Here is a 19,388-nt window from a genome sequence, read left to right as displayed (position 1 = left end):
CACCACCAGCAAGGACACATCATGAATAAAGGCATCGACTTAGACCGCATCCTAACTACCATGAAGAGAATGAGCCCGGAAAAGCTAGAGAAAACCTTTGAAGATTTTGAACTGGTTAAGGCGAGAGCAGCCGCCAAGGAAGCCGACGAACAGGCAAAAGAATCTGGTATCGAGCGCATCACGTTGTTCTTTGTTGGTGGTCAAACTGCCCTACTGGCTAAGCCAAACTCTATGACGCAAGCTTGGCTATTTAATCTGTACGGCAATGGCACGATCACCATTCCAGAGGAAGCTATGGTTAACTTTGAGGTAAGAAGTCATTTTGGCGAACTGCATCGCTTTTCTATGGAGTATAACGAGCTGACTTACTGGAACGACTTGATTGATAGCAAGATGGCCCAAGAGCTTGCAGAGTTTCTTGAGTTACCAATGGTGTGAGTAGAATAAAGTTTCGTTACTAAGTAATAAGGACTCATAACGATTAAAATATCACACCAAAAAGGCAGCGATCATGTCGATACACTGCCTTTTCCAAAACATTTATGCTCTATTGTTGGTTAGCACTGGCGCTAATTAACTTCATTTAGATAAGAGTTTTCCTTACCTATATAGCTATCCGTCATTTTGCAATCTAATACCCAGCGCCTTTCATTAACCTATTGATTACCAATTGAACTGTAATTGGAAAGATTGCATGATATGAGTATGAAAGACAGCTAAAACCCGTATAGAAAGCGTTAGCAATCAGGAGGAAAATGTGGGATACCATTCAGAATTAATGATTTCAATGTGGGAGTCACCACAACTCAGTGGGCTTGACAAAAATGTATGTGCTGACTGTGTTGTAGATGAATCGTTGGCTAGTATAGTCACGGCTAATTTAAGCTCAAATTCATGTTCCTATTGCGGTGAAGAAAATGAAGAAGGTGAATTAATTGCTGCTCCATATGATTTGATCATGGAGCGCGTGTATGAATCAATATTCCAATATTACGCAGATGCACAAGATGTGGACATGCCATGGGTTGAAAAAGAGTGGTTAATGTCAGAAACCAATATATGGGATGTTATGGGAGAATTTGATCCAGGCTGGAGTGGTGAGCTTTGTGAGGACTTGATTGACAGCTCTGATGCAAGCCTTTATCTGGTTGAACATGTCAAAAATGACTGGTCTGTTGATAGTCCCTCATCTGCATTATCATATGGTTGGTCGGCATTTAAGGACCAAGTGTTATATAAGACACGGTATTTATTTTTGTCTGAACCAGAAGATGAATTTTCCTCCGGTAGACCTGATTACATTCCAATTTCAAGTATGCTTGATGCTCTCGGAGCTCTTTGTAATACAGAAGAACTTGTTACTACGATTCCTGCTGAAACCGAATTCTATCGCGTTAGAGTGAACCAACAAGATGAAGAGTTTACGGACTTTTCTGATATTGGCGTACCCCCTGAAGGAAAAGCTAGCGCTGGTCGGATGAATCCAGCCGGTATTTCATATTTTTATGTCGCCTATGATCAGGAGACCGCTGAAAAAGAAGTTATTACAGACGCAACAGAATGGTCAATCGCAAAGTTTAAATTGCTGAAGGACATCAAGGTAATCGATTTTGTCGATCTACCAAAAACACCAAGTGTTTTTGAACCTGAAAAGTATGATGCTAGGCAGAATTTATCGTTCCTCCGCGCGTTTGTGAAAGAGTTAACTTTGCCAGTATCAAAAGATGGTCGAGAGCATGTTGAATATGTGCCAACCCAAATCATATCTGAATATTTTAGATTTAGATTCAAAACAAAAGATGACCAACCTATTTTGGGGTTGCGTTACCGAAGCGTGAAGAATCCAGAGGGGATAAATATAGCAGTGTTTGACTCAAATAATGAGTCACTGAACAAGTGGTTTGAGCTGCTGTCTATCGAAAAAAATTGCTAACAAACTGTTTAAGAGTGATTCGCAACGCGTGGCATTTTTACTATGCGTTGGTTTTAGTGTTTAAGGTGGTATGCGGTAGCATCGGTATTGCGTTGCTCACACCTTAACAGGGCGTTATACGATTAAGGAGAAAAATGAAGCCTGATTTACACGGAAGTAGGGTTGTTTTGAGGTCAATTCAAATGGATGATTCTGATGACTTGTTTGAAATTTATAGTGATATTCAAACAATAGAATTTGCCTCAGATCCGGTTTTTCCATCGAAAGATACGATATTTCAGATGTTGGAAAGCGTCGTCCAATTAGAAAAGTTGGGTGAATCGTTGGAATGGGCAGTTTTAGAGCAATCGACCAACAAAGTTATCGGAACTTGTGGTTTACATAGTTTTAGTGATTGTGGTCATTCATGTGAGGTTGGATGCTTACTTAATTCATCATATTGGCGACAAGGCTATATGTCGGAAGCCCTCAGTTTGTTATTTTCTCACGCAAAATCTTTGGGTATTGAAATATTGTATGCAGACATTGATAAAGGTAACTTTCGGTCTAAAGCTCTGTTTGAAAAATTAGGTTTCAAAGCCCAAAATGGTCAGTTTCAGCGCTCGTTGTGAGAAATCGTATAACAAATTGTTCAAGAGGGATTCGCAACGCGTGGCATTTTCACTATGCGTTGATTTTAGTGATTAAGGCGTTATGCGGCGGCATCAGTATTGCGTTGCTCACCCCTTAACAAGGCGTTATAAGAAATAGGATAATTTCGTGGGTGATTCAGTTTCAACAGAGCTAGCTTACAATTACGCGAAGATGGCACTTGATCAAGAGCTAAAACGCTTTGATTCATTAGATAGTAAAGCTAATAAATTTCTTGGCTTAATATCGGTTGTCCTTGGGGTTCTAGTGAGTGTAATCGGATGGGGTTTTGAAAAGTTTTTCCCTCCAGTAACAAGCCTGCAATGTCTGATAGTTTTTTTATTGTTTTTGATTATCCTTAACTTATCCCTTGCATGGCACTATTTGTTTAAGTCGATAAAAATATCTGACTTTCCTACTTTGAGGCTTGACCAAAATGTTTCCTCACAGCTTTGTACCTTCGAGGAAGAAAATATCAGAACGATAATTATCTCTTATCAACAACTACTCGAAGTACACAAAAATGTAATGCTACTCAAGGAAAAGTATGTTGAAAAAGCATATAAAAATATTTCATATGGGGCAGGAATTACACTAATTGCTCTATTCTTTATCATGGTATCTCAACTCTAATTGGAAAGTACAAATGGCAAATGACAACAAGCAACAAGAACAACGCCCAGAACCTTCAAAGCAAGACAACGGTACTGGTTTTGGTGTGGATTGGTCGAAGAAATCTGAAGATGATAAAACATCAGAAAAACGTGGCTAATTTCTTATAACAAAGCATTTAAGAGTGATTCGCAACGCTTGGCAGTTTCGCTTCGCTCAAGTATAGCCAAGCGTCGCTCACACCTTAATGCGGCGTTATAACGCAATGGAGAGATAAGCGAGTTGTTCAAGTTTTTTGAAAGTGATCGTTACATTATGTGGGTATGTGTAGTTGCCATATTTTTGAGTGGCTCTGCATTCTCTTTAGTTTTCTTAGGCACTGATTTATTGGCAGTGTTAGGTGCATTGGCGAATGTCGCAACTATCTTTGGTACATTGTTTGCGGTAACAGCATTTCTGCGTTGGAAACGAGATCGGCATGCCAACGAGATGCATGATCAACTTATGGAGTTAGCAAAAGCAGTAAGTAATAGCAATGGGCTACTTTATCTAATTCCCATTTCACTTAATCAGAAAAGTAGGGAACGGTTCTCTGGGGCTGCACGTCAGATATTAGATACTTATTATCAACTGTCTTCATTTGAACGAAGCTTGTTCCTTTACACAACAAAGCGTGAACTTACTTTTTCAAGTTTAGGTTGTCCATATACAGCAAAAACACTTGATCACTTTTCAAAACTTATCGGCTTAATTTCTATGCGAGAACAACGCGAAATTGGGGAGCAAGCCGACTATGTAGTTGAGTGGTATGATGCAGTGCTTTCAACAGATAAAGATAAACAGTTTATTGATCAACATATTAAAACATTGACTAATCAACTACCGCATTTACATACAGTTGCACACGAGCTTAAATCTATAGATGTGTCAAAAATTGCGTTATAACAAATTGTTCAAGAGTGATTCGGCACGCGTGGCATTTTTACTATGCGTTGGTTTTAGTGATTAAGGTGGTATGCGGGAGCTTCGGCATTGCGTGCTTCACCCCTTAACTGGGCGTTAGTTTGCATGGATAAACTCTCACCCCAGTTATTATTTCTAGGGTGAAAGTCGTGTTATTTCAGATGATTCTGGGGTAGCTGTGATTGACCTAAAACAGCAACGACTAAGATAAAGTCATCTTCTTTGGTGAAATAAGCTGTGTGTTTTCCAATCGGAAAATAAAAGCCATTTGGGTATATCTCGTCACAACTTCTTCCTAAACCTGGATTATCAGCTAGCATCTGAAACCCCGATAGCAAAGTGTCTTTATAGTTGCGCCACTGTAATTCAGAAAAGTTTTCAACAGTGTAGTTTTTGACCTTGCGCAAGTGAGATTGTGCTAAGTTACTTAGCTTGTATTTGTTCTTTTGCATAAGTGAGTTACAGCGAATTTAGAAAGCTTTCACCATCAACAGTGTTTCCATAGTTCAAGTCTTCTTTAGCTGACTTAAAGCAGTGTTTGAGGTACTCAACTTTCATAGCTTCTAGCTCTTCAAAGTCACGAATGGACATGACAACGACAGTATCTTTACTGTTTTTGCTGATTTTTACTGGCTCGCGTTGTGCGCTCAGAAGTAGTTCGCCGAAATTTCGTTTGGCATCATTGGCTGTTAATGTATGCATGGTCAGTTCCCAATTGAGTGTACAGTTAGATTATAATGTATCGCATGAAATGTTCAATTTAATTAAATCGTGCGATTTGTGTGAAATGCAAACTAACAAACTGTTCAAGAGGGATTCGCAACGCGTGGCATTTTTACTATGCGTTGGTTTTAGTGGTTAAGGTGGTATGCAGAGGCATCGGTATTGCGTCGCTCACCCCTTAACAGGGCGTTAGTTGCTACGAGGATAAAATGAAGAAAAATAGTGGCATTTCAAAGTACAAATTGAATAAACTGGCGACGGAGTCACTAAGAAATGTTGTGAGGTTACACTTTGATTCAGTGCTTCTTTACGACAATGGGTCATTCCCATCTGCATTTCAGTTATCTGTCTTAGCGATTGAAGAACTATCGAAAGCTAACTGGATTGACCATTATATATGGAGCAGTGAAACTAACTCTGGTTATCCTGATGCGGAAAGTGAGCATGAGTGGCTCAAATTATTATATCTGCACCCTAAGAAGCAGTGGAACTTTGTAGCACGAGACCCACAGTTCTTTTCTCCAAATTTCATTGAGCTAATCAAAACTAGAAAACTTGAAGAGAAAAAACAAAACTCGATTTACGTCGGTTTGAAACGACTAAAAGGAAAAATCGACGTAGAAAGCCGAGTCTCAACTCCATGGAAGATCAAACAAGATGATGCCAAGCAAGTCATCTCAATGGTAAACGCAGAGTTGTTAAGGTATTGCCAACGGATTGAAAGTGATGAGTTTTACTTCGAGGGTGCTCGTGAAATGGACGAAGTGCTAAATTATCAAATTTACTCACAATTATTAGCCTGGCCGCATAAAAGTGGCTTAATGAATGATAGTTGGGTTAGTAAAAATCAGAAACGCAACTAACAAAGCATTTAAGAGTGATTCGCAACGCGTGGCATTTTTACTATGCGTTGGTTTTGGTGTTTTAGGTGGTATGCGGCGGCATTTGTATTGCGTTGCTCACACCTTAACAGGGCGTTAGCTTTCTAGAGGTTGATCACATAGATACCGATGATAAATAGGTCATTATTTCTTCTGATTGTATTAATTACTTTCGTCTATTTATCAACGGAATGAGAGCAATGAATAACGTCAGTCGTTTACCTTATAAACTACCTAGTAACCAAGCTGATGCGCTAAAATCTTTAGCGAAGATATTAAATATCCCACTACACTTAGTTCAAGGCGATCCTGTTAAAGTCTCGCAAGCTATGTCTGGAACAATCATGTACCGTCAGTTGGATCGTAATGCGAGACAGCAAGTTATGGCAATTATCCACGGACTAAGTAGTGGTCTATTGAAGAGTTGTCTCATAACAAGAAGTACAGATGTGTTGGTAAACCCTCAATGGGGAGAGTGGTCATTGACCACTGAAGAGCTAACAGAGATTTTAAAATTTCATAATGACTTTAACCGATGGTCAAGCATCTTGGGAGCAAACCCTGGTGCTTATGGAGCAGGGGGCGCAGCATGGAGTATTATTAAGCAAGGAGCCAGTTCTGGTAATATAGCGGTTTTGATTGCATCAATTGCTTTAGTGGGAATACATGAGTTTTCTTATAGTGAAATGCAAAAGTACACTGCAGAGTTAGAAAGAAGAAGATGATGTTAAAATATACAATTTTGTCGGTATTTAGCTATCTCGTACTAATCTCTTTTGCTATATACTTGGGTACAACACTACCAATTCCGGCTCTTCAAGGGAATAACATTATAGCATTACTGTTACCTGTTATCGCTTTTAACTATAAGTTGAATATTGATAAAGGCTTTAGCAGGACAAAAGTGTTCATTGCATTTGTTGTTTCAATAATCTATTGCTCTGTTTCTAGTGCCGTTTCGTTCATTCTGCAAGCGAAACTTCTTGGTACGTTAGAAATCAGTTTGGTGATTTTGTTTCCTTTTGTCTTACTATGTATATTAATGGCTGCAAAACGCATATAAAGCTAACAAACTGTTTAAGAGTGATTCGCAACGCGTGGCACTTTTGCTATGCGTCGGTTTAAGTGATTAAGGTGGTATGCGGAAACTTCGGCGTTGCGTTGCTCACACCTTAACAGGGCGTTAGGCTATTGAGGAGAGTTTGAGCTTGAAAACAGTTTGCGTAGCTCTAAGTATGTTGCTTATTTCATCGCTTGCATATGCAGCAGTCGTTCCTGGTTTTCAGGGGCATTATGAGCGGTATAACAATGATCAATTGGATACTGACACTGCCTTTATTGACTTAACTAAGGTGGGTTCGAACACATACGAACTATCAGGGACAGCAGTTTGGGTAGGAGACTCTTCTTCTGGCCTTGTAAATTTTGGAGAAATCGACGGAATTGTAACGTTAAAAGGTAATCAAATAGGCTATGATGTTGACGGCTGCACTCTCCAAATTTTATTAGATCAAGATACCCTCGTAGTTAGCAAAGACAACGGTTGTGGCGGGCTAAATGTCACCTTCAATGGGACGTACGTGAGAACCTCAGAGAGTCAATAGCCTAACAAACTGTTCAAGAGGGATTCACAACGCGTGGCATTTTCACTATGCGTTGGTTTAAGTGATTAAGGCGGTATGTGGCGGCTTCAGTATTGCGTTGCTCACCCCTTAACTGCGCGTTATACGTAATCGCAAGTCTCAATAATTGTTATTTTTAATTCAACAAGTTGCTTATTGGTGGTAAGTTCTAATAACTTTAGTTTATGAGTGATGTTGTGATGGGCAACTATAGTATTACTTATGCGATTTATAACCCTAAATGGACTTACGGGATAGACGAAAGGCTCTTAAAAATAGGAGCTTCTGAAGTTACACCTGAAGAATACGAACAATACATGCATGGTTCCATCTTTTGCCCCAAGTGTTTTACTCCTTTATCTAGAAACCCTTCGAAAAAGAACGTGTCTAAAAATGCTAAAACAGCACACTTCCGACACCTCCCAAGCTTTAAGCACATTCCATGCGCGTATCACACTACTCAGCAAGATGGCTTTAACTATGTCAATGACGAACTGACAAGTGAGACAGAGGAAGATGGTCAGTTCAAACGCGTTAAAGAATGGGCAAAACTACCTCCTGAAGAGTATATGAAAGGTGATAAAAAAATCACTTATAATGGCATTAATCACGACCCTGAAGGTGAAATAACCGAAGAGGCGATCCCTCGCCACAATGGAAATAAGGTAAAGGTAGGTTCAAACATAGAAACAGTGCAATATATTTGCTGGAACTTAGATTCTTTGTTGAATGTCGGTTTCTCTTTGCCAGGCAAACAAGTTACCTTGCCGTTAAAGGACTTGCTGTACAATACGCAAATGTTGCGCAGAGATATCAGCGAGGAGCCGCAGCTCTTTTACGGTAAAATGAAAGGTTTTCACTACCAAACCTTTAGTAATCGCACAAAAATACAATGTCATGGTAGCAAGTTCATGTACATCTATACAAAAAATGAACTTGATGAACGTCGAAGTTTTGGTGCTGATAGTATAGGGCGTTACGTTATGTTTTTCGGTTCAGTTAAATGGGACGAAAGCAAAAAACCATATGTAATGTTAGATGAATGGGGTTCCTATGCTGTTGTACCTAGAAAGTTAGAGCCTTATCTAGAGAAAGTAACAAGCCACGTATAAAGATTACGTATAACAAACTGTTTAAGAGTGATTCGCAACGCGTGGCATTTTTACTATGCGTTGCGGTCAGTGGTTAAGGTGGTATGCGGTGGCATCGGCATTGCGTTGCTCACACCTTAACAGGGCGTTATATGCTTTGGCATCAATATTAGGAATCGAGATGAATGTATTGGCTTAGATTTTTACCATATTTGAGTTTGGGTGTAGCGACTGTTCTGTGCTTTCTTGGTGCTGAGTTTGTGAAAAGTGAAGATTTCAGCTCTGTCCTAACTTCAGTGGCATCCAACGGCGTATTTTTCTTTGTAGCTTATCTTTTTTATGACGTTATTCGTCAGCAGGTGCTCAGAAAAGAGCAGGGTTATATTCATGAGCATATAAAGCGTCAATTGGCAGGGTGCATTTTTAACTACCTGTATTTCATTAAAAAAGTCATATATGGGTACAACCTTGACACAAATACTCTCGATAATATCTTAGGGATAGTAAAACTTGAGCAACGTGAATTAAAAAATCATGTAGCAAATCAAAGCTACTTGGGATTTCAGATATTCAAGCTAACAAATGAAGTACGCAATTTGTTTGATGAAATTAGTGGTGATGCTGTGTTTCTCAAGTTCTCATCGCATTTGGATTCAGTAAATCTGCTAAAAATATCCAATAATTTGCAATCATTGGAGCGTATTTATCGTGAGCCTAGTAATTTTACGTTGTGCGCTGAAAAGGGCATCGAGTTTAAGGTTGTCGATGGTAGAACACTTAACCCTGAAAATGATGACAAGTTACTACTCATAAAAACGACTGCACATGAATCTCGCTTTGTTGTTTACGATAGCGGGTACTTTGAACAGTCAGATCGTGAACTTCTATTAAATCGTTACGTTTTAAAAAACAAAGCTGCTGACGAAATTTCTAACTTAATGGAAGCAACTTTAACTCTTATGAAGCCTTGGTTACCCAATATTGGTTCTGTCCATAGTACTGAAAGAAAGTTTCGTATTATCAAAGGTTTCTTTAGCGAGAAAACGAATGTGGCAAATAATAGTAGTAACCTGTATGTTGCTGATATCATTGAAGCTAAAAAACGCATATAACAAACTGTTTAAGAGTGACTCGCAACGCGTGGCATTTTTACTATGTGTTGCGTTTTGTGTTTAAGGTGTTGTGCGGGCGCTTCAGTATTGCGTTGCTCACACCTTAACAGGGCGCTGGCGGATCCCCTCATAATTCTCCCAACCCACAGGTATGCGTTAGGCGCTGATATTCCACCATTGCCCAGTGATATTGGGACTCTTGTATTCGGTACCTCCGATGACAACGTACTTCCTTACCAAGCCTAGGAATTGAGAGCACCCGACGATGCTTGATGGTGTTGGCTTGGAAGTCGTAATGCCAATTGGCCTGCATGGCGATTAAGCCATTCCACCACATGATGATTTCGGCCATCAATGCCATAAGCAATAAGATATCAATGCGTTTGGTGCAACGTGTTCGATTATGACGGAGCGCCAACCCGTAGGCTGGGCTTTTTAGATCTCGGAATGACTCTTCAATTTGCATTCTTTTGGCGTACAAACGGGTTACTCTAATGCTGTTAAGTACATGATTGGGGATGTTCGTGACCAGAAGCCAAGGCTCCTTTGTGGAACACTTTTCCTGCCGAGTGTTTTTGGCACGTTCGGCTGTGTCGATGGGCTTTTCTGCCTTTGGGATGACTCTTGTATAAGTAAGCAAAGCACTTAAGCGGTGAGCGTTTAGCCAGTTGGCTTTCCCCTAAAAACTGCGGCTTATCTGTTGCTTGAGGGTAAAACGCTTTATTCCATTGCCAAGAGTGTTCACCACATTTAATCGAGACTTCGCCACGTACACGTCCAAGCCAGAACCAACCTTTGTTGGCGACTTGCCGAAACCAAGTATTTCTAAAGCCTGCGTCGGAGACAATGATAGATGTGCAACCTTCTGGGAGCAAAGACTGAAGCTTATCGAGAAAGTGCTGATGGCTCTTCGGTGAGTTATAGTTTTTGTACTCAAATGCCTGCTCATAAAGCGTGACGGCGCGTCCTTTAACAGATACCGAAGCGCGTAATGTTATATAGCGCAGTTGCTCTCGAACATCAGACCAATCAACCAGGACCACGGGAAAAGGATTAGCACGGGTAATAAAGGAGGCATGCCATTTATATATGGACTCTTTTTCACGGTGTAGATTGCGATTACCAAGTAGTCGGTCGATACGCTTGATGGCATGTTTCACGGTGGTATCAGTGTCGAGAGCTCTTCCAATTTTAGTGAGTGTTAGATCAGAGCCATCCAGAACCGTTTTGGTTGCAAGTATCAGAGATCTAAGTCGTTTTTTGTGAATTTCAGGGCATTGATTCTCAATCGTTTGCTGTAGAATTTGAATGTCGCGCATCGTTAGGGCTCCCTATTAAATCCATTTAATCAGGTGTGTTTTTGGCGAAATTCATTAGATCAGAATGAGCGATGTGCGTCTACTCATTGTTTTATATAGAAATTATGAGGGGATTCGTAAGAACAGGGCGTTATGTGAATTGGAGAAATTGACTATATGAAGAAGTTTATCGCTATATTTATAGCTCTCTTTTGTCTAGCCTCGATTGGTGCTCAAGCTAATGATCATCAGTTAAAAACAGCATATGATAATCATCAAAGTGATGTTCAAGTTCAAGGCTCAGGCACAGTAAGTCGCTTGCTACGTGATGACAACGAAGGAAGTAGGCATCAAAAGTTTATTTTAAAGTTGGACAGTAAACAGACCTTACTTGTTGCTCACAATATTGATTTAGCTCCTAGAATTCCAAACCTAAAAGTGGGCGATCGAGTTCAGTTTTACGGTGAATATGAATGGAATAAAAAAGGTGGTGTTATGCACTGGACACACCATGACCCAAACAATAGACACCCGCACGGTTGGTTAAAGCACAAAGGTAAGACGTACGAGTAAAAATTCACATAACAAAGCATTCAAGAGTGATTCGCAACGCTTGCCAGTTTCGCTTCGCTCAAGTATAGCCAAGCGCCGCTCACACCTTAATGCGGCGTTAGTTTCCTTATCAATATCGCATGTTCAATTTACTGTACAAGTAGAGTGGTGAAGACTATACTTGTTCCATAAAACGTACATGTGGAGGTTCTTATGAGAATCGTATCTTTTACTGAAGCTAGAAATAGTCTTAAAGCTGTTTTAGACGGTGTAGTTAATGATGCTGATACAACAGTTATTACACGCCGTGATTCTGAAGATGCAGTGGTTATGTCTTTAGACTACTACAATAGCCTTATGGAGACAGTTCACTTACTACGCTCTCCTCAAAACGCTGAACACCTAAATCGTTCGATTGCACAGTACCGTGCCGGTAAAACAACAGCACAAGAGTTAATTGATGAGTAGTAGTCAACGTTTACTGTCGTGGACTGATGACGCTTGGGATGACTACCTGTATTGGCAAACTCAAGACAAGAAAACACTCAAGCGCATCAATAAACTCATCAATGATGTTAAACGCTCTCCATTTGAGGGCATCGGCAAACCAGAGCCGTTAAAAGAGAACTTATCTGGTTTTTGGTCTCGCCGTATTGATGACACTAATAGGCTTGTTTACGCAGTCGATGATCAAGCGATAACGATAATTTCGTGTCGTTACCACTACTAAATCAGGTTTAGCGATCTGGCATCTAACAAACATTTAAGAGTGATTCGGCACGCGTGGCATTTTTGCTATGCGTTGGTTTTGTGATTAAGGTGGTTTCTTTGGCATCGGTATTGCGTTGCTCAAACCTTAACAGGGTGTTAGTTCCTCAGAGGAAGCAATCAATCCATAGGAAATTTTTGTTTCTGGTGGAGTACGCGCATGATTCGGATAATGTCGCCTTCGATCCAATAGGAGACGATCATCGAAATCTCAGGAATTATAAGTAATCGTCCACGAACACCGTCTCGCTGTACACCCATAAGAGACTGCTCTAGCAAGTTTTCTACCTTTGCTTCAATGGGGTTGTCAGTTTTTTCTGCCGCATCAGGGTTAAAGTCATAGATAAACTCAAAGATCTTTTCACGATCATTAAGTGACTCTCTTCCCATAAAATCACTGCTTACCTCGATTACGAATTCTGGCTTTGCGTTCTTCCATTCGAGATTGAGCATTTTGGTGCTCAACAAAAACGGATTTTCCTGAGTCAAACTTCTCAAATGCTAGGTTTACTTGTTCAGTTAGCCACGCATCGTGAGATAATGTTTTTCTTTGTTGTTCAGCGAGTTGCTCAGTAAGTTCACGGCAAGCATCACTTAGTGTGCGACCTTGGCTCTCAGCCATTTGTTGAGCTAGGCGTTTTGTTTCTTCATCAACACGAAATTGAATTCTAGTGTCCATGATGTATTCCTTTTTGGTGTGTGTACAAATGTTAGCGCTAGCCTTTACGATGGGCAACTAACTGTTCAAGAGGGATTCGCAACGCGTGGCATTTTCACTATGCGTTGAGTTTAGTGATTAAGGTGGCTTGCGGAAGCTTCGGTATTACGTTGCTCACTACTTAACGCGGCGTTAGCCGTCATGGAGCTTGCTATACTAAAAGTGATAGAATAGTATCACTTTAGTATTCCTTTGGAGCCGCTCTCATGAAAGTAGAACTAGTTACATCACTTAAACGTCAAGCAACTAAAATCCTCGCCGATCTCCACGACACCAAAGAACCAGTGTTAATTACTGAACATGGTAAGCCATCGGCATATCTGGTTGATGTTGATGATTACGAGTTTATGCAAAATCGCTTGGCGATTCTGGAGGGGATTGCACGAGGTGAACGTGCATTAGCTGACGGTAAAGTGGTGAGTCACGATGACGCCAAGGACAAAATGTCAAAATGGCTGAAATAATCTGGACTGAGCCAGCGTTATCTGACCTCAATGATATCGCTGAATATATCGCACTTGAAAATATCGTAGCTGCAAAACAATTGGTTCAAGCGATCTTTTCTAAAGTCGAGCGCTTAGAGGCTTTCCCTGAATCGGGTCGCATTCCGCCTGAACTAGCACATCTAAGTTATCGTGAAGTTGTAGTTAATCCATGCCGTATTTTCTATAAACAAGACGGCGATAAAGTATTTATTCTGTTTGTTATACGTGCTGAGAGAGACTTACGTAAGTTCCTATTGAGCAAGCAATAACCTTTGGGAATGAGCGGCTAACTGCTCAAGAGGGATTCGCAACGCATGGCATTTTAACTATGCGTTTGTTTCAGTGGTTAAGGTGGTATGGGAAGCTTAGGTATTGCGTGCCTCACACCTTAACAAGGCGTTATGTGTTTTGGCGAAAGTCTCAAACTTTAGATGAGCATGTCTGTTAATCTTGGTGTCGGCAACAATAAACTATCAAGGACTGATTTAATGTTTAATTGGACAAATCCTAAGCAAATCGATCTCACTCAACCATATCTGTATTTCATTAAGATCTCTGCTGAACAAAAGGAGTTTCGTTATATTGGTAAAGCTTCGAATAAAGCGAGACTGAATGAGTACAAATCTAACGTGGTAAAGATTCTCGAAGGAAAGTCTCGACGACCGGTGTTAAAAAGAGATGGCTCTCTTCAATCACAAGGTAACTTGAAATACCGATACGTTCACCTTGTGTTAGCTAATGCTCAAAAAAGGGGCTGGGATATAGAGCATTACCCAATTGAAAATGTAGCTAAGCAAGACCTAAATTCCCGAGAGTTAACACTTATAGATGAGTTTGAGTGCAATATGAATGATGGCTCAACTTGGTTAATTGAACAATTTTCTGAACTATCAGAGCAATTGCTACAAACAGTACGCACATAACAACTATTTAAGAGAAATTCGCAACGCGTGGCGTTGCAATTAGTGTTTAAGGTGGTGTACGTGCACCTCATCATCTCAACAGGGCGTTAGCAGAATAGGATAGAAACGACAGTAATGGAATACTTGGATAGATTAATTAGAACCTGTGAAACAGCTAAAGCAGCCAAACCTAAATCTGATTTTAGGGTTTCTAGCTTTAATGAAATTCCAGACCTTGATAAAGGGATTTATATCATCAAAGAGGTTGGCGGATGCGCAGATAGTACGTTTGAATCATTCGTAGATTTTAAGCGGAAAAAGCTTAAAGCATGTAGCAAAGTAAATACCCCATCACATGTTCTATATGTCGGTTCCTCAACTACTGGTTTACGAAAAAGGTTAAGACAACATCTGATTTATTGTCCTGACAAAACGTACTCATTACACATGTATAAATGGTTCGATGGTAATTATGAGGTTCGAATTCTTGAATATGATGTTCCAATAGAGATCCTTCAGCTCATTGAAGATGCAATATCATATGATTTGAAGCCTGCTTTTGGTAAGCAAGGTGGAAACAATAAATAGGATCGCTTTGATAAATCTGCTAACAAACTGTTCGAGATGGCTTCGTAACGCTTGGCGCTTTCACCCCAAGCCAGTTTAGTGTTTATGGCACAATTGTTTAACTAAGGTATTAGCGTCGTTGATACCTTAACAGGGCATTATGATCCACAAGATAGCGAACATCAGAAGTAAGTAGTTTGTACTAAATTACGGTATTATGTGTAATTAACCAAAATGTAGCTACTTATGAACATACCCACCTTTTCTACACCGACTTATCCCTCAAAAATATCTTGCTCTAACTGTAAAGCATGCTGTTGCCGACTGGAGGTAATGATCATTTCTGATACGGGAGTCCCAGAACAGTATATAAAACGTGATCAGTATGGTAGTGAGTCAATGCTGCGTCTAAGTGATGGTTGGTGTGCTGCTTTAGATAGAGACAGTTTAATGTGCAAAATTTATGAAAATCGTCCTTGGATATGTCGCGAGTTTGAAATGGCTTCAGATGAATGTTTGGATGAGCGAGATAAGTTCATATAAATCATATTGCTAAGGTTTGTTTTGTTCGTAAAATCAATCGCTCAAGAATGATTCGGCTCACGCGGCAATTTCATTATGCGTTTGATGTTTATAATTAAGGTGCTGCAATATTACGTTACTTACTCTTAAAATTGGGTTCGAGCTCAATCCAGTAAAATAAAGCTTTAGAAGCAGATAGCATTTCTTACTACTCGCAACTTGAGGAACGAGAAATGAGCTAACCTGTAAAAGATTATGTTTTTTACATCGAGACTACTTACATGCTGGATTACGAGATAGACGAAGCTTGGTAACAAGTTTCGCTTGCTTGACTTGACAAAAAAATTCTTATGAGACAGCTCAACCTAATACACTTGAATTTTAAGAGTAAAGGTATCTTGAAGTTGTGAACTTTATATGTTCGCTAAGTCTGAATTAAGTTACAACGAACCTAAAGTAAATGACACATTAAATTGATCGAGTCAGTTGACCTTATGCACCTCAGTTCTATTTCTACCGTTATGTTTTGCCTGGTAAAGCGCATCATCAGCACCTTTAAGAATAGCGTTGATCGGTTCTCTTTCTGCAAACCATTGAGACATGCCGATAGAAATAGTCACGTGACCTACAACATCAAACTCGTTTGAATCAATGGCTTTTCGGATTCTCTCAGCAACGTATTCAGCTTGACGTATGTCAGTTTTAACTAAAAAGACCATAAACTCCTCTCCGCCAGAGCGGCAGACAATATCCATCTCTCTCGCCTGAGCCTTGATAATATTTGCCACACTGACAAGTAAGGCATCACCGGCATCATGGCCAAAGGTATCATTGACTTTTTTGAAATAGTCAACATCCAGAGCGAGTACAGAAAATGGAGTGTTTTGTATACGCAAGTTATCAATGGCTTTATCTAAACCTCGACGGTTTAACAGCCCAGTCATTGAATCCGTTAAAGTATCGATATGCAGTTGGTCAATGGTGTTGGATACAATGTTGAATGCGCTGAGAAATGAACACTTTAGATGTGAAGCTTCAAAATACCAAGGTTTAACTTCATTTAAGTCTCGTATAGCAGAAGTACGGTTTTCAAAGCTTTTGACTACATTAGCTAGCTGCCACAACGGTTTTGAGATAAAAGCCGCAGATATCCAAATAACTAAAAGCGTGATGGCTCCAATTGGAAAAGTTTCTACAAGCACATCCCACATTTGGTCGTTAAGTACAGAAAAAGTTAAGCCTTCTGATTTCTGTGCAACTATCCCCCAACCTGAAGCATTAACTGGTGCGTACCCAGTAAGCATATCAATACCCTTGGAGTTAATGATGGCTTTACCACCTTTATTTCCCTGAATAACATCATTTATCGCGTCATTATTAACAATGACTTCTCCCACTCTTTGCCGATCAGGGTGATAGATCAATGTCTGATTCTTATCCACAACGTAGAGGTATGACCCATCTCTATAGCTATGTTGCCCAAGTATGCTCATTAACATGTTCTTCTTATCGAGATAAATAGAGCCACTGACATATCCTAAATACTCTTTTTGTTCGGAGAAAATAGGGTGGGAAATACTTATCAGATAATTACCTGCAGGAGATACGAAGGGATCAGTCACGATTGGAGACTTAGCTTTCAATGATTGTAGCGAACTTTCACTTGTTAATTGGACACCTTTCACTTGTATTGCTTCAGGTGAAACGGCAACAATAATTCCCTTCGCATTGACGATGACTACAGAGTTAAAGGCATTGGTTTGGAGCCTCAACCGATCCACTTCTTGTTGCAACTCATCTGTATCTCGCACCTTGCTTCTAAGCATAAGTGCGCTGTACTCCAATTGTGATAGTGCTGATTCAATGAAAGTGTCCGTCATTCTGGCCATTTTTTCAGCATAAACACGATTGGATTCAATGGTGTTAGTGACAGTTAGTTCACGTTGAACATGATATATGGAGTAAAAAGCGTTTAGAAGGGTGACCATCATACTAAAGATGCTTAAAAATAGTATCAGTTGTCTTAAATTTAACTTATCTCTCAGCCGCTTTGATTCACCCAGGTATTCCATAAATTAAGTCATCCATTGGTCTATTAAAAGTGATTCTACTCGTAACTGTAAATCGATTAAATCCAGTTTGAACAGATTTGACAGTTCAGCCATGTTTGATATGCAACTTCCTTATTATCTTATATATTTCTTGAAACTCATATAAGCAACATAGATGGTAAACATACAGCAACTAAGCTCTAGACCTGAACAATATTAGGATGGGGGCAATTAGAGGTTCTTGTTACGACGAAACGTCAACTTAATCCGTAAAAGCATGTGTTTAATATGTTGTTTTGAAAATCTAATTGATATATTGCTAGCTTGATATGCAATGTGGTGATAGTTTACTTATTTAAGTATGCTCTTAACCTTGGGCAGTACACGAGTATTTTGTGGTTTATATGAAAAAAAACTTTCTCAGCTCCGCTAAGCTCGTTTTGTCCTACTTTGCATTCGCGTCAATGTGGGTATTGTTCTCAGACAAAGCGGTAGAGCTCCTATCTAACAATCAACAAGTATACACCTCGGTTCAGTCACTAAAAGGAATGCTATTTGTTGTGATCACCTCTTTCTTGCTATGGGGGCTGATAAAAAAGAACAACAGGTATATTGAACGAGCCAATGACATTGACTATGTAACCGGTTTACATAGCCCCTACGTCTTTTTTCGCTATTTGGAACAAAAGTTTCGTAATACAAAAAAGGATGAACATTATGTTTTATTTCTTCTCGATATAGACAATTTTAAGCCCGTTTCCGACCGAATCGGTTTTGTAAAGAGTAATCTGTTTCTAAAAGATATCGCACAATCGATTAACTCTTCTACCGTTTCTCCACTTTTCTCTTCAAGGGTGCATTCTGATGGATTTGCTTGTTTGATTCGTATGGAAAGCGAAAGTCAAGTTGATATGCACTTAGCACTTATTCAAAGGCAGTTTAAGCAGAACTCAAAACGTCATGGTATTGATTTGACATGCTCCATCGGTGTTGCGCTTTATCCATTTGATGGGGAAAGTGTAAAGCAGCTCATGTCGTCAGCTAAATATGCACTTGCTCAAGCAAAGATCACGAAAAACACTATCCGCTACCACGACAAAGAGCTCGCTAAACATGAGCTCCAGAGACAACAGATGACTTCAGACTTACGTAACGCAATACGAGAAGGCCAAATACAGATTGTATTTCAACCAAAGTATTGCCTTAAAGATAAGAGAGTCGCTGGAGTTGAAGTGCTCTCTCGATGGAAACACCCCGAATATGGAGATATATCTCCTGCAGTATTTATCACACTGGCAGAAGAGAACAATCTCTGCAGTGCTCTAACAGAACTAGTCCTCAAGCAAGCATCAAAGCAACTTAGAGAAACGCAGCTTCTAGGACGAGCCATTCAAGAGGTATCAGTGAACCTTTCTGCTACTGAGCTAAATAGCATTGAAGATATGCATCGTATCGAAAATTACTTAAAAAAAGACCTTGATTTTGCACAATACCTCTGCTTAGAAATAACAGAGACAGCAACGTTAAACGATGTTGAACAATGCGCAAGTTTAGTCAAGGAACTCAAGAAATCTGGTGTGAGGTTCTCTATTGATGACTTCGGTGTTGGCTATACCTCATTTGCAATATTCAATAAGTTGGATGTCGATGAAATAAAAATAGATCGAAGCTTCATTAAAAACATCGCTATTGATTATCGCTCAAGAGCGATCACTTCCGGCATAGTCAACATCGCAAAGGGATTTGGTATTCAAGTCGTTGCTGAAGGGGTAGAGACCCTTGAACAGTTGTGTGTTCTAGAAGAGTTAGATTGTGAGCTAGTTCAAGGGTTCTATTTAAGTCGTCCAATCCCCATTGCTTTATTGGATAGAAAATTAAATAACATCGCAAATGTTATGTATTAAGATGTTGTATTCCCCTCTCTGCTCTTTCGCAGGGAGCACCCTAGCCATTAAAGA

At 39.8% G+C, this 19,388-nt stretch carries 26 protein-coding genes and 1 pseudogene; 20 read left to right on the top strand and 7 right to left on the bottom strand.

All coding sequences use genetic code 11. From position 1 onward, the window contains the following. Nucleotides 1–21 precede the first annotated feature (21 nt). The 6 genes from R7P69_RS17980 to R7P69_RS17955 all read left to right on the top strand — a co-directional run bounded on the left by R7P69_RS17980 (nt 22) and on the right by R7P69_RS17955 (nt 4,120). A complete protein-coding gene (locus R7P69_RS17980; RefSeq protein WP_054579164.1) occupies nt 22–438 on the top strand; it encodes a hypothetical protein in 417 nt (138 codons plus the stop codon). Nucleotides 439–757: 319 nt separating this feature from the next. After that, nucleotides 758–1,933, top strand: a complete 1,176-nt coding sequence (locus R7P69_RS17975) for a HEPN-associated N-terminal domain-containing protein (protein WP_225466629.1) — start codon at nt 758–760, stop codon at nt 1,931–1,933. Between the two features lie 134 nt (nt 1,934–2,067). After that, nucleotides 2,068–2,544, top strand: a complete 477-nt coding sequence (locus tag R7P69_RS17970) for a GNAT family N-acetyltransferase (protein WP_225466630.1) — start codon at nt 2,068–2,070, stop codon at nt 2,542–2,544. 148 nt (nt 2,545–2,692) lie between these two features. Continuing rightward, nucleotides 2,693–3,196, top strand: a complete 504-nt coding sequence (locus R7P69_RS17965) for a hypothetical protein (RefSeq protein ID WP_146441433.1) — start codon at nt 2,693–2,695, stop codon at nt 3,194–3,196. Nucleotides 3,197–3,209: 13 nt separating this feature from the next. Next, nucleotides 3,210–3,335 (top strand): hypothetical protein, encoded by a 126-nt coding sequence (locus R7P69_RS17960; protein ID WP_257969135.1) that lies wholly within the window; start codon nt 3,210–3,212, stop codon nt 3,333–3,335. 122 nt (nt 3,336–3,457) lie between these two features. Beyond that, nucleotides 3,458–4,120: a hypothetical protein gene (locus R7P69_RS17955; protein WP_104034889.1), complete on the top strand. Its 663-nt coding sequence runs from the start codon at nt 3,458–3,460 to the stop codon at nt 4,118–4,120. Nucleotides 4,121–4,290: 170 nt separating this feature from the next. Here the strand turns inward: R7P69_RS17955 and R7P69_RS17950 are convergent, their stop codons facing one another. Both R7P69_RS17950 and R7P69_RS17945 read right to left on the bottom strand, forming a co-directional pair. After that, nucleotides 4,291–4,590, bottom strand: a complete 300-nt coding sequence (locus R7P69_RS17950; protein ID WP_015296889.1) for a type II toxin-antitoxin system RelE/ParE family toxin — start codon at nt 4,588–4,590, stop codon at nt 4,291–4,293. Between the two features lie 7 nt (nt 4,591–4,597). Then, nucleotides 4,598–4,840 carry a type II toxin-antitoxin system Phd/YefM family antitoxin gene (locus R7P69_RS17945; RefSeq protein ID WP_213892749.1) on the bottom strand — a complete coding sequence of 81 codons (243 nt, stop codon included), beginning with the start codon at nt 4,838–4,840 and terminating at the stop codon, nt 4,598–4,600. Between the two features lie 230 nt (nt 4,841–5,070). Between R7P69_RS17945 and R7P69_RS17940 the strand changes: the two genes are divergently transcribed. From R7P69_RS17940 to R7P69_RS17920, 5 genes are all read left to right on the top strand, one after another. Beyond that, the gene (locus tag R7P69_RS17940) at nt 5,071–5,724 is read left to right on the top strand and encodes an AbiV family abortive infection protein (RefSeq protein WP_213892753.1); all 654 of its coding nucleotides are present in this window, start codon (nt 5,071–5,073) and stop codon (nt 5,722–5,724) included. A 218-nt stretch (nt 5,725–5,942) separates the two neighbouring features. Beyond that, nucleotides 5,943–6,467 carry a hypothetical protein gene (locus R7P69_RS17935; RefSeq protein ID WP_005487922.1) on the top strand — a complete coding sequence of 175 codons (525 nt, stop codon included), beginning with the start codon at nt 5,943–5,945 and terminating at the stop codon, nt 6,465–6,467. A 483-nt stretch (nt 6,468–6,950) separates the two neighbouring features. Next, on the top strand, nt 6,951–7,346 hold the full coding sequence (locus R7P69_RS17930) for a hypothetical protein (protein ID WP_213892757.1): 396 nt from the start codon (nt 6,951–6,953) through the stop codon (nt 7,344–7,346). A 215-nt stretch (nt 7,347–7,561) separates the two neighbouring features. Beyond that, a complete protein-coding gene (locus tag R7P69_RS17925) occupies nt 7,562–8,476 on the top strand; it encodes a hypothetical protein (RefSeq protein ID WP_213892759.1) in 915 nt (304 codons plus the stop codon). Between the two features lie 164 nt (nt 8,477–8,640). After that, nucleotides 8,641–9,567: a hypothetical protein gene (locus R7P69_RS17920; RefSeq protein WP_213892761.1), complete on the top strand. Its 927-nt coding sequence runs from the start codon at nt 8,641–8,643 to the stop codon at nt 9,565–9,567. A 127-nt stretch (nt 9,568–9,694) separates the two neighbouring features. Here R7P69_RS17920 and R7P69_RS25390 read toward each other — a convergent pair whose 3' ends face one another. Both R7P69_RS25390 and R7P69_RS17915 read right to left on the bottom strand, forming a co-directional pair. Further along, entirely contained in the window at nt 9,695–10,165 is a 471-nt protein-coding gene (locus tag R7P69_RS25390) for a transposase (RefSeq protein WP_347879216.1), read from the bottom strand. Beyond that, nucleotides 10,068–10,886 carry an IS4 family transposase gene (locus R7P69_RS17915; RefSeq protein ID WP_346014764.1) on the bottom strand — a complete coding sequence of 273 codons (819 nt, stop codon included), beginning with the start codon at nt 10,884–10,886 and terminating at the stop codon, nt 10,068–10,070. Before R7P69_RS17915 ends, R7P69_RS25390 begins: the two co-directional genes overlap by 98 nt. Before the next feature lie 156 nt (nt 10,887–11,042). Here R7P69_RS17915 and R7P69_RS17910 point away from each other — a divergent pair, with 156 nt between their 5' ends. From R7P69_RS17910 to R7P69_RS17900, 3 genes are all read left to right on the top strand, one after another. Then, nucleotides 11,043–11,438, top strand: a complete 396-nt coding sequence (locus R7P69_RS17910; RefSeq protein ID WP_017634120.1) for a DUF3465 domain-containing protein — start codon at nt 11,043–11,045, stop codon at nt 11,436–11,438. 192 nt (nt 11,439–11,630) lie between these two features. Then, nucleotides 11,631–11,885, top strand: coding sequence for a type II toxin-antitoxin system Phd/YefM family antitoxin (locus R7P69_RS17905; protein WP_017634119.1), 255 nt, complete (start codon nt 11,631–11,633; stop codon nt 11,883–11,885). Next, nucleotides 11,878–12,147: a Txe/YoeB family addiction module toxin gene (locus tag R7P69_RS17900; protein WP_005464459.1), complete on the top strand. Its 270-nt coding sequence runs from the start codon at nt 11,878–11,880 to the stop codon at nt 12,145–12,147. The genes R7P69_RS17905 and R7P69_RS17900 overlap by 8 nt, the downstream gene beginning before the upstream one ends. Before the next feature lie 158 nt (nt 12,148–12,305). Here R7P69_RS17900 and R7P69_RS17895 read toward each other — a convergent pair. Together R7P69_RS17895 and R7P69_RS17890 are read right to left on the bottom strand one after the other, a co-directional pair. Beyond that, nucleotides 12,306–12,583 (bottom strand): annotated as a pseudogene (locus tag R7P69_RS17895) (type II toxin-antitoxin system RelE/ParE family toxin). Then, complete coding sequence (locus R7P69_RS17890; RefSeq protein WP_136976191.1) at nt 12,580–12,864, bottom strand: type II toxin-antitoxin system RelB/DinJ family antitoxin; 285 nt, start codon at nt 12,862–12,864, stop codon at nt 12,580–12,582. The pseudogene R7P69_RS17895 and the gene R7P69_RS17890 overlap by 4 nt, the downstream one beginning before the upstream one ends. Before the next feature lie 245 nt (nt 12,865–13,109). Between R7P69_RS17890 and R7P69_RS17885 the strand changes: the two genes are divergently transcribed. The 5 genes from R7P69_RS17885 to R7P69_RS17865 all read left to right on the top strand — a co-directional run bounded on the left by R7P69_RS17885 (nt 13,110) and on the right by R7P69_RS17865 (nt 15,400). Then, complete coding sequence (locus R7P69_RS17885) at nt 13,110–13,367, top strand: type II toxin-antitoxin system Phd/YefM family antitoxin (RefSeq protein WP_017634117.1); 258 nt, start codon at nt 13,110–13,112, stop codon at nt 13,365–13,367. After that, nucleotides 13,355–13,657, top strand: coding sequence for a type II toxin-antitoxin system RelE/ParE family toxin (locus R7P69_RS17880; protein ID WP_182033403.1), 303 nt, complete (start codon nt 13,355–13,357; stop codon nt 13,655–13,657). The genes R7P69_RS17885 and R7P69_RS17880 overlap by 13 nt, the downstream gene beginning before the upstream one ends. Before the next feature lie 219 nt (nt 13,658–13,876). After that, nucleotides 13,877–14,311 (top strand): hypothetical protein, encoded by a 435-nt coding sequence (locus tag R7P69_RS17875; RefSeq protein WP_017634115.1) that lies wholly within the window; start codon nt 13,877–13,879, stop codon nt 14,309–14,311. Between the two features lie 114 nt (nt 14,312–14,425). After that, entirely contained in the window at nt 14,426–14,878 is a 453-nt protein-coding gene (locus tag R7P69_RS17870) for a GIY-YIG nuclease family protein (RefSeq protein ID WP_054579183.1), read from the top strand. A 225-nt stretch (nt 14,879–15,103) separates the two neighbouring features. Continuing rightward, entirely contained in the window at nt 15,104–15,400 is a 297-nt protein-coding gene (locus R7P69_RS17865) for a YkgJ family cysteine cluster protein (RefSeq protein ID WP_031812801.1), read from the top strand. Between the two features lie 461 nt (nt 15,401–15,861). On the opposite strand, the gene R7P69_RS17860 is transcribed toward R7P69_RS17865, so the two are convergent. After that, nucleotides 15,862–17,451, bottom strand: a complete 1,590-nt coding sequence (locus R7P69_RS17860; protein ID WP_017634112.1) for a diguanylate cyclase — start codon at nt 17,449–17,451, stop codon at nt 15,862–15,864. Nucleotides 17,452–17,834: 383 nt separating this feature from the next. Between R7P69_RS17860 and R7P69_RS17855 the strand changes: the two genes are divergently transcribed. Further along, entirely contained in the window at nt 17,835–19,334 is a 1,500-nt protein-coding gene (locus R7P69_RS17855) for a putative bifunctional diguanylate cyclase/phosphodiesterase (RefSeq protein ID WP_017634111.1), read from the top strand. Nucleotides 19,335–19,388: the final 54 nt, after the last annotated feature.

This window comes from Vibrio sp. 661 (assembly GCF_033339315.1).
Classification (GTDB): domain Bacteria; phylum Pseudomonadota; class Gammaproteobacteria; order Enterobacterales; family Vibrionaceae; genus Vibrio; species Vibrio alginolyticus.
This window is presented reverse-complemented; position numbering and strand designations above follow the sequence as displayed.

Excerpts from the sequence above, each read along its gene's own strand:
- R7P69_RS17865 (WP_031812801.1), top strand. The coding sequence starts at position 15,104 with ATGAACATACCCACCTTTTCTACACCGACTTATCCCTCAAAAATATCT.
- R7P69_RS17905 (WP_017634119.1), top strand. The coding sequence starts at position 11,631 with ATGAGAATCGTATCTTTTACTGAAGCTAGAAATAGTCTTAAAGCTGTT.
- R7P69_RS17880 (WP_182033403.1), top strand. The coding sequence starts at position 13,355 with ATGGCTGAAATAATCTGGACTGAGCCAGCGTTATCTGACCTCAATGAT.
- R7P69_RS17860 (WP_017634112.1), bottom strand. The coding sequence starts at position 17,451 with ATGGAATACCTGGGTGAATCAAAGCGGCTGAGAGATAAGTTAAATTTA.
- R7P69_RS17910 (WP_017634120.1), top strand. The coding sequence starts at position 11,043 with ATGAAGAAGTTTATCGCTATATTTATAGCTCTCTTTTGTCTAGCCTCG.
- R7P69_RS17890 (WP_136976191.1), bottom strand. The coding sequence starts at position 12,864 with ATGGACACTAGAATTCAATTTCGTGTTGATGAAGAAACAAAACGCCTA.
- R7P69_RS17870 (WP_054579183.1), top strand. The coding sequence starts at position 14,426 with ATGGAATACTTGGATAGATTAATTAGAACCTGTGAAACAGCTAAAGCA.
- R7P69_RS17885 (WP_017634117.1), top strand. The coding sequence starts at position 13,110 with ATGAAAGTAGAACTAGTTACATCACTTAAACGTCAAGCAACTAAAATC.
- R7P69_RS17855 (WP_017634111.1), top strand. The coding sequence starts at position 17,835 with ATGAAAAAAAACTTTCTCAGCTCCGCTAAGCTCGTTTTGTCCTACTTT.
- R7P69_RS17970 (WP_225466630.1), top strand. The coding sequence starts at position 2,068 with ATGAAGCCTGATTTACACGGAAGTAGGGTTGTTTTGAGGTCAATTCAA.
- R7P69_RS17960 (WP_257969135.1), top strand. The coding sequence starts at position 3,210 with ATGGCAAATGACAACAAGCAACAAGAACAACGCCCAGAACCTTCAAAG.
- R7P69_RS17920 (WP_213892761.1), top strand. The coding sequence starts at position 8,641 with ATGTATTGGCTTAGATTTTTACCATATTTGAGTTTGGGTGTAGCGACT.
- R7P69_RS17935 (WP_005487922.1), top strand. The coding sequence starts at position 5,943 with ATGAATAACGTCAGTCGTTTACCTTATAAACTACCTAGTAACCAAGCT.
- R7P69_RS17875 (WP_017634115.1), top strand. The coding sequence starts at position 13,877 with ATGTTTAATTGGACAAATCCTAAGCAAATCGATCTCACTCAACCATAT.
- R7P69_RS17900 (WP_005464459.1), top strand. The coding sequence starts at position 11,878 with ATGAGTAGTAGTCAACGTTTACTGTCGTGGACTGATGACGCTTGGGAT.
- R7P69_RS17945 (WP_213892749.1), bottom strand. The coding sequence starts at position 4,840 with ATGCATACATTAACAGCCAATGATGCCAAACGAAATTTCGGCGAACTA.
- R7P69_RS17950 (WP_015296889.1), bottom strand. The coding sequence starts at position 4,590 with ATGCAAAAGAACAAATACAAGCTAAGTAACTTAGCACAATCTCACTTG.
- R7P69_RS17980 (WP_054579164.1), top strand. The coding sequence starts at position 22 with ATGAATAAAGGCATCGACTTAGACCGCATCCTAACTACCATGAAGAGA.
- R7P69_RS17940 (WP_213892753.1), top strand. The coding sequence starts at position 5,071 with ATGAAGAAAAATAGTGGCATTTCAAAGTACAAATTGAATAAACTGGCG.
- R7P69_RS17915 (WP_346014764.1), bottom strand. The coding sequence starts at position 10,886 with ATGCGCGACATTCAAATTCTACAGCAAACGATTGAGAATCAATGCCCT.